This window comes from Caulobacter sp. BP25 (assembly GCF_002737755.1).
Classification (GTDB): Bacteria; Pseudomonadota; Alphaproteobacteria; order Caulobacterales; family Caulobacteraceae; genus Caulobacter.
Genome location: NZ_PEGH01000019.1, coordinates 198367 through 212871 on the forward strand (window position 1 = coordinate 198367; position 14505 = coordinate 212871).

General features: G+C 65.5%; 12 protein-coding genes. 8 read left to right on the plus strand and 4 right to left on the minus strand.

Annotation, left to right across the window (positions count from 1 at the left end):
• Positions 1-68: 68 nt before the first annotated feature.
• The 4 genes from CSW59_RS18590 to CSW59_RS18605 all read left to right on the plus strand — a co-directional run bounded on the left by CSW59_RS18590 (position 69) and on the right by CSW59_RS18605 (position 5674).
• On the plus strand, positions 69-692 hold the full coding sequence (locus CSW59_RS18590) for a TetR/AcrR family transcriptional regulator (protein WP_099445460.1): 624 nt from the start codon (positions 69-71) through the stop codon (positions 690-692).
• 102 nt (positions 693-794) lie between these two features.
• Positions 795-1883 carry an efflux RND transporter periplasmic adaptor subunit gene (locus tag CSW59_RS18595; RefSeq protein ID WP_099445461.1) on the plus strand — a complete coding sequence of 363 codons (1089 nt, stop codon included), beginning with the start codon at positions 795-797 and terminating at the stop codon, positions 1881-1883.
• Positions 1880-4975: an efflux RND transporter permease subunit gene (locus CSW59_RS18600; protein ID WP_099445462.1), complete on the plus strand. Its 3096-nt coding sequence runs from the start codon at positions 1880-1882 to the stop codon at positions 4973-4975. Before CSW59_RS18595 ends, CSW59_RS18600 begins: the two co-directional genes overlap by 4 nt.
• Before the next feature lie 96 nt (positions 4976-5071).
• Positions 5072-5674, plus strand: coding sequence for a TetR/AcrR family transcriptional regulator (locus CSW59_RS18605; protein WP_099445531.1), 603 nt, complete (start codon positions 5072-5074; stop codon positions 5672-5674).
• 332 nt (positions 5675-6006) lie between these two features.
• Here the strand turns inward: CSW59_RS18605 and CSW59_RS18610 are convergent, their stop codons facing one another.
• Positions 6007-6894, minus strand: a complete 888-nt coding sequence (locus CSW59_RS18610; RefSeq protein WP_099445463.1) for a LysR family transcriptional regulator — start codon at positions 6892-6894, stop codon at positions 6007-6009.
• Between the two features lie 14 nt (positions 6895-6908).
• Here CSW59_RS18610 and CSW59_RS18615 point away from each other — a divergent pair, with 14 nt between their 5' ends.
• The 3 genes from CSW59_RS18615 to CSW59_RS18625 all read left to right on the plus strand — a co-directional run bounded on the left by CSW59_RS18615 (position 6909) and on the right by CSW59_RS18625 (position 9690).
• Entirely contained in the window at positions 6909-8420 is a 1512-nt protein-coding gene (locus CSW59_RS18615) for a coniferyl aldehyde dehydrogenase (protein WP_255408987.1), read from the plus strand.
• Positions 8421-8493: 73 nt separating this feature from the next.
• Positions 8494-9171 carry a type 1 glutamine amidotransferase domain-containing protein gene (locus CSW59_RS18620; RefSeq protein WP_099445465.1) on the plus strand — a complete coding sequence of 226 codons (678 nt, stop codon included), beginning with the start codon at positions 8494-8496 and terminating at the stop codon, positions 9169-9171.
• A gap of 63 nt (positions 9172-9234) precedes the next feature.
• Positions 9235-9690 (plus strand): bacterioferritin, encoded by a 456-nt coding sequence (locus tag CSW59_RS18625; protein ID WP_099445466.1) that lies wholly within the window; start codon positions 9235-9237, stop codon positions 9688-9690.
• Between the two features lie 255 nt (positions 9691-9945).
• Here CSW59_RS18625 and CSW59_RS18630 read toward each other — a convergent pair whose 3' ends face one another.
• Positions 9946-11046 (minus strand): HlyD family secretion protein, encoded by a 1101-nt coding sequence (locus tag CSW59_RS18630; RefSeq protein ID WP_236632266.1) that lies wholly within the window; start codon positions 11044-11046, stop codon positions 9946-9948.
• Positions 11043-11636: a TetR/AcrR family transcriptional regulator gene (locus tag CSW59_RS18635; RefSeq protein ID WP_099445467.1), complete on the minus strand. Its 594-nt coding sequence runs from the start codon at positions 11634-11636 to the stop codon at positions 11043-11045. The genes CSW59_RS18630 and CSW59_RS18635 overlap by 4 nt, the downstream gene beginning before the upstream one ends.
• Positions 11637-11697: 61 nt before the next feature.
• On the opposite strand from CSW59_RS18635, the gene CSW59_RS18640 reads away from it, so the two are divergent.
• Entirely contained in the window at positions 11698-13284 is a 1587-nt protein-coding gene (locus CSW59_RS18640) for a DHA2 family efflux MFS transporter permease subunit (protein WP_099445468.1), read from the plus strand.
• 424 nt (positions 13285-13708) lie between these two features.
• On the opposite strand, the gene CSW59_RS18645 is transcribed toward CSW59_RS18640, so the two are convergent.
• Positions 13709-14317, minus strand: a complete 609-nt coding sequence (locus tag CSW59_RS18645; RefSeq protein ID WP_099445469.1) for a TetR/AcrR family transcriptional regulator — start codon at positions 14315-14317, stop codon at positions 13709-13711.
• Positions 14318-14505: the final 188 nt, after the last annotated feature.

Genomic DNA, 14505 nt, shown 5'->3' on the forward strand with positions numbered 1-14505 from the left:
GGTTGTGACCATATGCCAATATCGTCACTAGTTTGTCAATCTCGATAACGGGTGCTAGCGTCCCTGGTATGAGCACGATCGACTCTTCTTCTCCGATGGCAGGCCGGCGCGGCCCTACCGAACACGGCGTGCGCGATCAGATCGTCGAAGCGGCGCGAGCGCATTTCAGTCGCTTTGGCTACGGCAAGACCACGGTCGCGGACCTGGCCAAGGCCATCGGCTTCTCCAAGGCCTACATCTACAAGTTCTTCGATTCCAAGCAGGCGATCGGCCAGGCGATCTGCGCCCAAACCCTCGAGCAGGTTTTCGCCGGCGGTAAGGCCAGCATCGCGGAGGGCAAGTCAGAATCGGACAAGTTGCGTAGATTTTTCAATGGAATAATCGCAGCGAGCGCCGAACTCTTCTTCGAAGACAAGATGCTCTACGACATCGCCGCCCATGCGGCTGAAGAGCGGTGGCCCTCGGTGATCGCCTACATGGAATGCGCCGAGGAGACGCTGAAGACGATCATCCTCGCGGGGCGAGAATCTGGCGAATTCGAGCGCAAGACGCCGATCGACGAGACCTGCGAGGCGATCCTGCTGGCCATGCAGAGCTTCATGAACCCTCTGATGCTGAAGCATAACCTGAAGGACCTACCCGAGGATCCCGCCAAGGTGATCAACCTAGTGCTGCGCAGCCTCGCGCCGTAGTTTCATCGCTGTGACATAACGACCCCGATGTTGTGACCAGTTGACATATTGGTCACAAGGCATCAGCTTAAGCGCCTTCCGTTCAGGCAGGACTCTTAAGCCATGTCGTCTCGAACCCTAGCCCTCGCCCTGCTCATGGGCGGTCTGGCGCCCCTGGCCGCCTGTGGCGGTAAAGCTGGCGCGGACGACCCGCGCACCACACCCCCCATTGTCCGTGTGACCACGGCGGGCGCGGCGGCCCAAGGCGAGCGGCGGTTCAGCGGCGTCGTCACAGCGCGCGTCCAGAGCGACCTGGGCTTCCGGGTCGGGGGCAAGGTGGTGGAACGCCTGGTCGACGCCGGACAGACGGTTCGGCGCGGCCAACCGCTGATGCGGATCGACGCCACCGACTACGCCCTGGCCGTCTCGGCCCAGAACCAGCAGGTCGAAGCCGCGCGGGCGCGGGCCCTGCAGACGGCGTCCGACGAGCGTCGCCTGCGCGGCCTCGTCGCGGCGGGAGCGGTTTCCGCCATCACCTACGACCAGGCAAAGGCCGCGGCCGACGCCGCCAAGGCCCAGCTCGACGCCGCCGAGGCCCAGGCGCGCGTGACCCGCAACACCGCCGGCTACGCCGTGCTGACCGCCGACGCCGACGGCGTGGTGGTCGAAACCCTCGCCGAGCCCGGCCAGGTCGTGGCCGCCGGCCAGCCCGTGGTTCGCCTGGCGCATGCCGGTCCCCGCGAGGCCACCATCACCCTGCCCGAGACGGTCCGCCCGGCGGTGGGTTCACAGGCGCGGGCCTTCAGCTTTGATGGCGGCGCTGTCGGTCAGGCCCGGCTGCGTCAGCTCTCCGACGCGGCCGATCCGCGTACGCGTACGTTCGAGGCCAAGTATGTCCTCAGCGGCCCGGCCGCGCAGGCGCCGCTGGGCTCGACGATGATCGTGGCCCTGCCCACCCAACCCAGCGGCTCGGTCAAGGGTGTCGAAGCGCCGATCGGCGCGCTCTACGACGCAGGCAAGGGGCCGGGCGTCTGGGTGATCAAGCCCGGCGCCTCGACCGTTGAATGGCGCCCCGTACGCTTGGCCGGCGTCAGCGCCGAGACGGTGACGATCACCGAGGGCCTTCGTGGCGACGAACAGTTCGTCGCCCTGGGCGCCCATCTGCTGCACCAGGGTCAAAAGGTCCGCGTCCAGACCGGAGCGGCGCGATGAACTTCAATCTTTCCGCCCTGGCGGTCCGCGAGCGGTCGATCACCCTCTTCCTGATCATCGCCATCACCTTCGCCGGCGCCTTCGCCTTCATGAAGCTGGGCCGCGCCGAGGACCCCAGCTTCTCGATCAAGGTGATGACCATCGTCAGCGCCTGGCCCGGCGCGACGGCCCAGGAGATGCAGGACCAGGTCGCCGAGCCGCTGGAAAAGCGGATGCAGGAGCTGAAGTGGTACGACCGCTCCGAGACCTTCACGCGCCCGGGGCTGGCCTTCACCACCCTAACCTTGAAGGATCAGATCCCTGCCAAGGAGCTGCAGGAGCAGTTCTACCAGACCCGCAAGAAGATGGCCGACGAGGCGCCCAACCTGCCGCGTGGCGTGCTGGGGCCGTTCGTCAATGACGAGTACGGCGACGTGACCTTCGCGCTCTATGCGCTGAAGGCCAAGGGCGAGCCCCAACGCCTGCTGGTCCGCCAGGCCGAGACCCTGCGCCAGCGCCTTCTGCATGTGCCCGGCGTCAAGAAGGTGCAGATCATCGGCGAGCAGCCGCAGAAGATCTTCGTCGAGTTCAGCCAGGCGCGCCTGGCGACCCTGGGCGTTAGTCCCCGCGATCTCTTCGCCGCCCTGAATGACCGCAACCTGGTCACCCCCGCAGGCGCGATCGAGACACAAGGCCCGCAGGTGCAAATCCGCCTCGACGGCGCCATCGACAGCCTGGAGACCATCAAGGAAACGCCGATCGTGGTCGGCGGCCGTACGCTCAAGCTCGGCGACATCGCCGACGTCAAGCGCGGCTACGAGGACCCAGCCACCTTCCTGATCCGCAATGGCGGCGAGCCGGCCATCGTGCTGGGCGTGGTGATGAAGGATCGGTTCAACGGTCTGGAGCTGGGCAAGAACCTCGAGAATGAAGCCAAGGCGATCCAGGGCGAGATGCCGCTGGGCATGAGCTTTTCGAAGATCACCGACCAGGCGGTGAACATCCACGAGGCCTACAGCGAGTTCATGCTGAAGTTCTTCGTGGCCCTGGCCGTGGTCATCGTGGTCAGCCTGATCAGCCTGGGTTTCCGCGTGGGCGTGGTCGTGGCCATGGCCGTGCCGCTGACCCTCGCCGGCGTCTTCGTGATCATGCTGGTCACTGGCCGAGACTTCGACCGCATCACCCTGGGCGCGCTGATCCTGTCCCTGGGTCTCCTAGTCGACGACGCCATCATCATCATCGAGACGATCGTCGTGAAGATGGAGGAAGGCAAGGACCGGATCTCGGCGGCGACCTACGCCTGGGGCCACACGGCCGCGCCGATGCTGGCCGGCACCCTGGTCACCATCATCGGCCTGATGCCGGTGGGCTTCGCGCAGTCCTCCGCCGGCGAATACGCGGGCAACATCTTCTGGGTCGTCGCCTTCGCCCTGATCACCTCGTGGTTCGTGGCGGTGATTTTCACGCCCTATCTTGGCGTGCTGATGATCCCCAAAATCAAGCCGATCGAGGGCGGCCACGCGGCGATCTACGACACGCCGCGCTATCGCAAGCTGCGCGCCCTGGTCACCTGGACAGTGGTCAACCGCTTCAAGGTCGCGGCCGGCGTCGGCGTGGCCATGGTCTTGGCCGTGCTGATGATGGGCGGGGTCAAGCAGCAGTTCTTCCCCGGCTCGGATCGCCCGGAGGTTCTGATCGAGGTTCAGATGCCGGAGGGCCAGAGCATCGGCTCGACCAGCCAAGCCGTGGCCAAGGTCGAGGCGTGGCTGGCCAAGCAGCCGGAAGCCAGGATCTATACGAGCTACATCGGCCAGGGCGCGCCGCGCTTCTTCCTGGCCATCTCGCCCGAGTTGCCCGACCCGTCCTTCGCCAAGATCGTCGTGCTGACGCCCAACGAGAAGGCGCGCGACGCGCTGAAGAAGCGTTTCCGCCAGTTCGCGGCGAACGGCGCGGTTCCGGGCGCGAAGCTGCGCGCCACTCAGATCGTCTTCGGCCCGCCCTCGCCCTTCCCGGTCGCCTTCCGGGTCATGGGGCCGGACGCCGCTCGCGTGCGCGACATCGCCGAGCAGGTCAAAGGCGTGATGCTGGCCGACAAGGGCATGCGCCAAGTCAATCTCGATTGGGGCGAGCGCACGCCGACCGTGCATTTCGTGCTCGATCAGGATCGGCTGAACGCCTTCGGCCTCAGCTCGACCGACGCTTCCCAGCAGCTTCAGTTCTTGTTGAGCGGCGTGACGGTGACGCAGGTGCGCGAAGACATCCGGACCGTGGACGTTGTCGCACGGACCAACGGCCAGGACCGTCTCGATCCGGCCAGGCTTGGCGCCTTCACCCTGGTCGGGGCCGCCGGCCAGCGCGTACCGCTCGACCAGATCGGCAAGGCCGAGATCCGCATGGAGGATCCCATCCTGCGCCGCCGCGACCGTATTCCGACCATCACCGTGCGCGGCGATATCGACGAGCGCCTGCAGCCGCCGGACGTCTCGATCGCGGTCCAGAAGTCGCTGCAACCGATCATCAAGGCCCTGCCGGCCGGTTATCGGATCGAAATGGGCGGCTCGATCGAAGAAGCTGGCAAGGCCAACGCCGCCTTGGCCGTCGTCTTCCCCCTGATGTTCGTCCTGATGATGATCGTGATCATCTTCCAGGTTCGGTCGTTGTCGGCGATGTGGATGGTGCTCTTGACCGCGCCGCTGGCTCTGGTGGGCGTCGCACCGACCTTGCTGATCTTCCATCAGCCCTTCGGGTTCAACGCGATCCTGGGCCTGATCGCCCTGGCCGGGATCATCATGCGCAACAGCCTGATCCTCATTGGCCAGATCCAGATCAACCAAGAGGAGGGTCTTGATCCCTTCCACGCCGTCGTCGAGGCCACCGTCCAAAGGGCGCGCCCCGTGATCCTGACGGCCCTGGCGGCGGTGTTCGCCTTCATGCCCCTGACCCTGTCGGTGTTCTGGTCCTCAATGGCCTACACCCTGATCGGCGGCACGATCGGCGGCACCATCCTCACCCTGGTCTTCCTGCCGGCGCTTTACGCGATGTGGTTCAGGATCAAGAACGCCCGCGATGAAGACGGGCGAACGACGACGGGGTCACCAGTCCTGACCCCGTAGTCGACGGCCGCCGGCTCAGGGGCTGCCTCGCCCCCCCAGCCCCTCAAAGCCGGCGGCCGATATCTCGCGAACTGGAAACGATCATTGGAGATCGCGATGGCGACCCAAGCATCAGAGTCTCAAGCCCGCTCCGACGTGGCCGCGCGTGTGAAGCGCGCGGCGTCAACGCTCTTTTACCAGCGCGGGATTCTCGCCGTGGGGGTGAACGAGATCGCGTCAGCAGCGGGCGCGACAAAGATGAGCCTTTATCGCCACTTCCGCTCCAAGGACGAACTCGTTATCGCGTGCCTTGAGGCCAACGTCGCCGACGAGTTAGATCGGCTAAGGGCCATCGCGCGCCAATCTCCTAACGACCCGCTGGGCCAGCTCCGGGCCATTATCGCCGACGCCCATCAACGCATGTCGGCGCCGGGCGCGCGAGGCTGGATGCTCGCCAACGCGGCGATCGAGATTCCCGATCCCAGCCACCCGATCCGCGCCGTCTGCGCCTGGGGTGAGGCGGTCCTGCGCAGCAAGATTCTGCAGATCGTTCGGAGGACCGGCCTTAGTCGTCCCGAGGCCCTCACCGATGGGCTCCTGCTGGTGCTCTATGGCGCGGCTTTTAGCTGGCGAGGACCTGGCGCCGGCGGCCCATCAGCGGCGATGGTCGAAACATGCGAGGCCCTTTTGGCCTACCACGCCCAAGGGGGCGCGAAATAGTCACCGCGAGCGGTCTGGCCGATCACCGCTCTCAGGGGAGCGTTAGGACGCAGGTCACTAGCCGGACCGACATCGCCGGCGCCGGCCTTGAATGCCACGCTCATGGCTTCCAGGCGCCTCATTGAACGGGAGGGAGACGAGCCCCCGCCTGCCCTCCCGTTCGCTACGGCCCGCTTGCGCGGTCGCGCTACATCATTCCCAAGACGGGGCCGAGCCCCAGGGATGCGTCAGACGGCCACCTGCGAGCGGACTCCACGGGGTGAGCGCCACCTCTGCGCGGGCATCCCACCGACTGACACCTAAGCGGCGCTGGAAACACCACACGCCCAGCGCTAGCGCCTACGCATACCCCTCAGAAGCGCCTGGCGGGCATGGGCCACGCGGGGATGTCTGAGCGCCGTGGACAGCCAGACCAGGGAATAGCTGAGGCTCATCACCCGGTTGGGCGCGGCGATCTCGGCTAGAACGCCCTGCCCGATCTCTTTCTGGCAAAGATAGTTCGGCATGATCGACCACCCGGTCCCGGCGGCGAGCAGGTTGCGCAAAACCCTTAGATCCGGACAGGTCACTGCGGGAGACGCGGCCAGGTCGCCGAGGTTGTTGCCGGCAAGCCAGGCGTCAATCATCGGCCGATCCAGACTGTAGGAAAGCACCGGCTCGCGCCCAAGACCCTCTTCCAGGCTAGAGGCGGCGAGGATCCGCGCGGCCACCACGGGCGCGGCCACCGCGCGCAGCGTCTCCTCGCGAATGACCTCGGAACGCAGTCGGCTGTCGGTGATCGGATAGGCCGAAACGCCGAGGTCGAAGTTTCCCTCGATCAACATCTGCTGCACCAGATCTCTATTCGCGGGCTGGAGCCTGATGCGGATGCCTGCCTCCACGAGAGCGGGCAAATGCTGGGTCACAACCTCGGCGATGAAATCGGCATGGCCAAGGATGCGCACCGCGCCGGTGAGTTCGGACGACCGCGCCCTGGCCTCCGCCAGCGCTTCTTCGGCGCGATCGAGGTGCTCTCCCAGATCGGCCGCCAGTTCGTCCGCCGCGAGCGTTGGCCGCACGCCGCGCGCCAGCCGCTCAAAGAGCGGTCGTCCCAGCGCCACTTCGAGACCAGCGATGTGCTGGGAGACATTCGATTGGGTGAGGTTGAGGCTCCGGGCGGCGCTGGACAGCGACCGCAACCGATAGACTTCGACGAAGGTTCGCAGCCGAGAAAGGGACATTTTCTACCCATCATATTTTTGATGGCAGCAAGCAAGCGCCTTGTGAGTCAAGCCCCGGGTCGGGGCCTACAAGGACACCAGCTTCTTCCAAGGACCATCCCATGACCGCTACGAGCACCGCCCAAGACCTGCAGGCGATCTTGCAAACCATGAAGAAGGCCCAACGCGCGGCAGGTCCGGCCAACGCTGATTTGCGCCGTGATCGACTGGCCCGCGCGGCGGCCCTGCTGCAAGACAACCGCGTCGCCCTGGCTCGCGCCATGAGCGACGACTTCGGCCATCGCGCCGTCTATCACTCCCTAACCGCCGATATCGCCACGACGATCGCCGCCCTTCGCTACAGCGCCGACCATGTCGCCGAATGGATGGTCCGGGAGGAGGTCGTGACCTCCGACAGCGCGGTGAAGGCCTGGATCGAGCCCCAGCCTTTGGGCGTCGTGGGTATCGTCTCGCCCTGGAACTTCCCGCTGAATCTCGCCTTCTCGCCACTGGCCGGCGTGCTCGCCGCCGGCAACACCGCGCTGATCAAGCCCTCGGAGCTGACCCCGAATACCTCGGACCTGCTCGCCGATCTGGTGGGAACGCTGTTCGACGCCGATGAACTGGGCGTTGTGATCGGCGGACCGGATGTGGCCCAGGCCTTTACCGCCCTGCCCTTCGACCACCTGGTCTTCACCGGTAGCGGCAACGTCGGACGCCAGGTCATGCGCGCCGCCGCCGCCAACCTCACGCCCGTGACGCTGGAACTGGGCGGCAAGTCTCCCGTGGTCATAGACGAGGGCTTCGACGTCGCGGTCGCCGCGGAACGAACCCTGACGGTCAAGACCTTCAACGCCGGCCAGATCTGTCTTTCGCCCGACTATGTCATGCTGCCCGAAGGGGCCCAGGACGCCTTCATAACCGCCGCGCGCACGTTCATCGCCGGCGCCTTTCCGACGATCCAGGGCAATGACGACTACACGTCTGTCATTTCCGACCGGCATTTTGCCCGTCTGGTCGGGCTGATCGACGACGCCAAGGCCAAGGGCGCCTCGGTGATCTCGCTGGCCCCGGCTGGAGAGCCCGCCTACAGCGCCGAGACGCGCAAGATCGCGCCCGTACTGCTGCTGGGAGTCGATCAGACCATGCAGGTGATGCAGGAGGAGATCTTCGGCCCGATCCTGCCCGTCATGACGATTGCCGGCCTTGATCAGGCGATCGACCATATCAACGACCATGATCGTCCTTTGGCGGCCTATCTGTTCGCCAACAGCCAAGCCTCGATCGAGCGGTTCTCGGCCCAGGTGACCTCGGGCGCGCTGATCGTGAACGACATCATGCTGCACGCCAGCATGGACGCCCTGCCTTTCGGTGGCGTCGGCGCATCGGGCACGGGAGCCTATCACGGCGTTCACGGCTTCCGCCGCTTCAGCCATCTGAAATCCGTGGTGCATCAGGGCCAGGCGGGGACGAGCGGCCTGCGGCTGCGCGCGCCCTACGCTCAGAAGCAAGCCGCGCTCGAAGAGGCGCTCGCCGCGCGCCGCTAGGCGCCTGCCGCTGTTTTCCGGATCGCATAACCCCAAAGCCGCTCTCAGGGCGGACTGAAATTGGAGAAAAGACATGAAAATTCTGATGGTTCTGACCAGCCACGACACCCTGGGCGACACCGGCAAGAAGACCGGCTTCTGGCTGGAGGAGTTCGCCGCGCCCTACTACACGTTCCTGGACGCCGGCGCGCAGATCACGGTGGCCTCGCCCGCTGGCGGCCAGCCCCCGCTAGACCCCAAGAGCGATCTGCCCGACTTCCAGACCGAACTGACCCATCGCTTCAAGGCCGATCCGGCGGCTCAAGCCGTCCTGGCCAACACCGTCAAGCTCGACGCCGTTCGCCAGGAGGACTTCGACACCGTCTTCTATCCCGGCGGCCACGGTCCTCTCTGGGATCTGGCCGAGAGCCCGGTCTCCATCGCCTTGATCGAAAACTTCGAGCGCGCGGGCAAGCCGATCGGCTTTGTCTGTCACGCCCCTGGCGTTCTGCGCCATGTGGAGGCCGCCAATGGCGACCCCATCGTCAAGGGGCGCGCCGTAACGGGCTTCACCAACGGCGAGGAAGCCGCTGTCGAGCTCACGGACGTGGTGCCGTTCCTGATCGAGGACGAGTTCATCGCTCAAGGCGCGGACTACCGCAAAGGTCCAGACTGGGCGCCCTTCATCGTCGAGGACGGCAAGCTGGTCACCGGCCAGAATCCCGCCAGCAGCGAAGGCGTCGCCAAGGCGCTGATCACGCAGCTGAGCTAGTCCCGAGCCTTGAGGCGGCCCTAGGCCGCCTCTTCCCCTCTTCATACGAAATACGAGACCAACATGAGCAGCGAGATCCAAACCGCGCTGAACGGCCTAATCAATCAGTTCTGGTCAGGCCTGATCCAGCACCGCACCCACGCGACCGCCTTGAGCGCGCTCGGCTACGAGAAGCTCGCCAAGGCCATGCAGCAACGCATCTCGGACGAGCCCGAGACTATCGAGGCTCTTCAAAAGCGCTTGCTGGACCTGGGCGGTGAGATCGTCTTCCAGACCTATGCGCCGGTCCTTGGCCAGGATGTGCGCGGCATCCTTGGCAACGACCTGCGACTTCAGGAGCAAGGCCTTCCCGTGCTTGCCGACGCGGTGCGCCTGGCCGCCGAACGGGGCGACGTTGTCACGCGGCGGCTTCTGGAGGACGTCCTCCTCGACGAGGAGGCCCACCTCAACTGGCTTCGAGACGAGACCAGCCTTCTTGAACGCCTGGGAGACGCGCTCTACCTGGCACGCGCGGCTTGACGATCCCCGGGATGACCGCCTGGGGACGAGTATCTCCCCCGGGCGGCGTCCTAACGGCTCATGTCGTAGAGGACTTCGCGAAGGTACTTCAGCATAAGCGCCACCCGAGACTCCCGACGCGGCGTGACCGTGGCGGCGATGGGCTGGCGGGTCGATCTGGGCGTGGCCATCGAAGTCTATCCTTGCCTTAGCGGAGCTCGACGCTCTTGGGAAAACCGGCGCGGACACAGCCGACATCAGCGAATGCGCCGGGGCCTAACGCTCGAGCTTCACACTGACCGTCGTCGATAGGCCCGGCCGCAAGCGCGCGACCTCGGCCTGGCCCGGGTCGATCCGGATCCGGACGGGCACGCGCTGGACGATCTTGGTGAAGTTACCCGTCCCCGGTTCGAACGGCAGCAGCGAGAACTGGGAGCCCGACCCTGGCGCGAAGCTCTCCACGTGGCCTTTCAGCGCCTTGCCGTTCAGGGCGTCGACCTTGATCGTCGCTTCCTGGCCCGGCAGCATCCGCTCGACCTGGGTCTCCTTGAAGTTCGCCACGACGTAGAGCGCCTTCATCGGCACGATGGTCATGAGACGCGTACCCGGCTGGACATAGTCGCCAGGCTCGGCCTGCCGGTCGCCGACCACGCCGTCGATAGGCGAGCGCACAAGGGCGTGTCCTTGGTCCTGACGGGCGAGCGCGAGCGCGGCGCGAGCCCGCGCGACGGCAGCATCGGCTTGAGACAGACCCGCGATCAGCGTGGCGCGCTTGGCGGCGGTGACCGCCGCCTGGTCTTCCGCCACGGCCAGCTGGGCGCGGCTACGGTCGGCGGTCGACTGGGCCCCGATGGCCGTCGCCCGAAAACGCTCGACATCCCGGCGGGCGACCGCGCCGCTATCGGCCAAATCCTCGTAACGCCGGCGGTCGGCCTGGGCCCGGGTGTTCTCGGCGTCGGCCGCGGCGATGGCCGTCTTGGCGGCGCGCACATTAGAGCCCGCTAGGCGTTGCTCGGCGTCCAGCGAGACAAGGGCGGCGCGCGCGCTGCTGGCCGCGGCCTCGGCATTGGCGAGATCGGCGTCCGCGGCCGCAAGGCGGGCGTCGAATTCCTCGGGGTCGATCCGGACCAGCGGATCACCGCGTCGAACGGCTTGATTGTGCGCCACCAACACCTCGGCGACCAAACCTCGAACGCGAGGCGCGATGGTGGAGCTGTCAGCCTGTACATAGGCGGCGTCGGTGGACACGGATCCCTTGGGCATGGCGATCAGGGCCGCGCCGCCAGCCGCCACGATGATCGCGCCGCCAACGGTCAGCACCGTCTTGCGCGACAGCAGCGCCTTGGCGGCGGCGGGCTTGAGGGTCGTGTCGGTCAATGCGCCGTCTCCAGATCAAGGCGGCGCTTAAGCTCCGAACGACAGCGCACGAGCAGCGCATCGGAGCGCGCCGCATCCGGCTCGGCGCGCGCCAGCATCACCGCGCCGACCAGTTCGGCGAGTACGGAGGCGACCTCCTCATCCGCCCGGCCGCGACCAAGCGCTGAAAGATGGGCGGCGATCACGTCCGTCAGGTGACGCACGCCTTGCACGTAGCTTTGACGCGCCGCTTCGGTCAGTCGGGGAATGTCGACCGCCAGATACGGTAACGGGCAGCCACTGACGCGCGAGTCCCGATGGCGGGGCGACAAGTAAAAGTCGATGTAGTCGATCAGGGCCTCGCGCGGCGGCAATCCCTTCATCTTCTCGAGCTTCGCGGTCGGCCCGCCCTCGAACATGTGGGCGATGGCTTCAGCGATGAAGTCCTCCTTGGAGGCGAAGTGGGCGTAAAAGCCGCCATGGGTCAGGCCCGCGCGCGACATGACGCCAGCGACGCCGACGCGGTGTGGTCCCTCCTCGCGGATGGCCTTAGCGGCTTCGTCCAACACCTTCTTTCGGGTGCGCGCCTTGTGGTCGCTGTCATATCGCATCTTGCGGCCTCGCTTAGATGATCCTTATAATATTATGACTATCATATTTTCAAGAGCGGCCATGAACGCCCAGGACCACAGGCCGATCGACCCGGGCGCGCTGCCGACCAAGGTCAAGTTCCTGATCTTCGGAGTCATGGCCTTCGGCCAGTTCATGGCCCTGATCGACATCCAGATCGTGGCCGCCTCGCTGAACGATGTGCAGGCGGGGCTGTCGGCGGGACCCGACGAGATCAGCTGGGTTCAGACCGGCTACCTGATGGCCGAGCTGGTGATGATCCCGTTCGCCGCGTTCCTCGCCCAGGCCCTGTCGACCCGGTGGCTGTTTGCGTTATCGGCCGGCCTGTTCACGCTGTCATCGGCGCTGTGCGGCATGGCTTGGGACATCGACTCGATGATCCTGTTTCGCGTGCTACAGGGCTTCACCGGCGGGGCCATGGTGCCCACCGTGTTCGCCACCGGCTTTGCGATGTTCTCCGGACCGCAGCGGGCGATGATCCCAGCGATCCTGGGCATGGTCTCGGTTCTGGCGCCGACGTTGGGACCCACGGTCGGCGGCTGGCTTACCCAAGCCGTAGGATGGCGGTCGATCTTCTACATCAACATCATCCCAGGCGCGCTCGTGACGCTCCTGGCGATCACGGTCATCAAGGTCGATCGACCCAATTTCAAGATGCTGAAGGCCATCGACTATTCGCATCTCGTCGCCATGGCCGTCTTTCTGGGCGGACTGGAATATGTGCTGGAGGAAGGTCCGCGAAAGCAGTGGTTCGAGGACACAGGCATCGCCATCACCGCCTGGGTGGCGCTCGTGGCCTTCGCGCTCTTCGTCGAGCGCTCGTTCCGCTCCGGCGGTCCGATCGTCAAGCTCACGCCGTTTCGCAAGCCGACCTTCGCCTTCGCCTGCGCCTTCAACTTGGTGATCGGCTTTGGCCTCTACGCCTCGACCTACCTGATCCCGGTATTTCTGGGCCGGGTGCGCGGGTACGACAGCCTCGAGATCGGCACGACCGTGTTCGTGACCGGCATCGCCCAGATCCTGTCGACGGTGGTCGCCGCTCGCCTCTCAACGAAAGTCGATCAACGCATCGTCGTCAGCATCGGCCTGACCCTTTTCGCCGCCGCCCTGTGGCTGACCTCGCACATGAGCAGCCAGTGGGGCTTCGCCGATCTCCTGGTTCCCCAGGCCCTGCGGGGTTTCGCGATCATGCTTTGCATCGTGCCCAGCGTTGGCCTGGCGCTTGGCGGTTTCGAGATGGCCGAATTGCGCTACGCATCGGGGCTCTTTAACCTGATGCGCAACCTAGGCGGGGCGATCGGCATCGCCGTGGTCAACACCTGGCTCGGTGACAACACCCGCATCCACGTGGCCCGTCTCGGCGAGGCGCTTGGCGTTGCTGGCCGCGCCGGTTCCGAGGCGCTTTCGAACATGACCGACAGCATCGCGGCGCGAACGCCCGACGCCGCTCACGCTGCACTGATCCTGCAAGGCGAGCTGGCCAGGGTGGTGGGCCGGGAAGCCCTGACACTGGCCTTCAACGACGTCTTCCGCGTCATGGCGATGTTGTTCCTCGCAGCGCTCGTCATGGCCCCGTTCTGCAAGCCTCCGCCGTTGAACGGCGCAAAACCGCCGCCGGACAACCATTAGCCGTGGGTGATGGCCAAACTGCCGAGACGCGCCAGGCTTCCCCGGCCGTGCGGTCGGGTGGGAAGGCGTCATAGCCATCGCTTAAAAGCGGAGCTTCCGAAGCTCAGCGATGGGTCATTAGCCGCTAGCATGACCGTCAATGCAGCCCGGATGCGTCAAGCCTCAGGCTCGTAGCTCAACGGCGACGGACCGCTGGTCGGCAAGCTGCTTGCCAGTTGCTTGCCAGTTACTTGCCAGAAACGAACCGAAATGGACCGAGCGAGACGGCAAGAACCCAACCGCAACGCCTTATTCCATCTGGATTTCAGCTAGATTTACGATCGTTCACACCGAGGGGGTCACAGGTTCAATCCCTGTCGCATCGACCATTGTTTCTTCCAAATCGCTTTCCATAAAGTTCGCCGGACGTGAGCCACGCTGACGTTCAGTCGGCGACCTTGGCGTAGGCTCGGATGAAGGTGTCGGCGGCGGCCTCGGCCGCGATCGACAGGCTTTCCTCGTCAACGCTTTTCGCCGACCCTTCCAGCAAGCGTTGAATCGGGCCGGCCTCGCACAGAGCGTGCAACTGGTTGACGGCCGTCCAAGGGTCGACGCGGCGCATGCGCCCCTCGTCCATCGCCCGCTCGAAGTCCTCGGCCATCCGAGCCCATCCGCGCTTGGGTCCGTTCTCGTAGAACAGGCGTCCCAGGTCAGACTTCGCGCCCTCGGCATAGACGATCCGCCGGAACGCTATGACTTCATCGCTGCTGATGAACCGCACGAAGGTCTGCGCGAACCGCCGCACCGCCTCGGCAAGATTCTCGCCGCCATGGAAGGCCTCGAACATGGGCTCGACCTGCGCGGCGCCTTTCTCAAGCATCATCGCGACAAACAGCTCCTCCTTGGAGGCGAAGTAGCTGTAGAGCGTCTGCTTGGATCCGCCCACGCGCGCGGAAACCTCCGCCATGCTGGTCGCGACATAGCCGCGCTCCAGGAACACGCTCTTGGCGGCTTCCAGGATCGCGCGCCGCTTCTCTTCGCTCTTAACCCGCATGGCCAGCGGCCTCACAAACTCTTTTCTAGACCAAGCCGTACACTTCAGCCCAGAAGGCGTCATCGTCGAATATAGCGCAACCGTCCTGTACGGTTTGAAAAAGGATCGACGCACAGGCTTCAGCCCCACGGCGCGGCGTCATCCGATCGCGTGAACCGTCCGTATCCCTTCTCTGAGCCCTTGGCGGG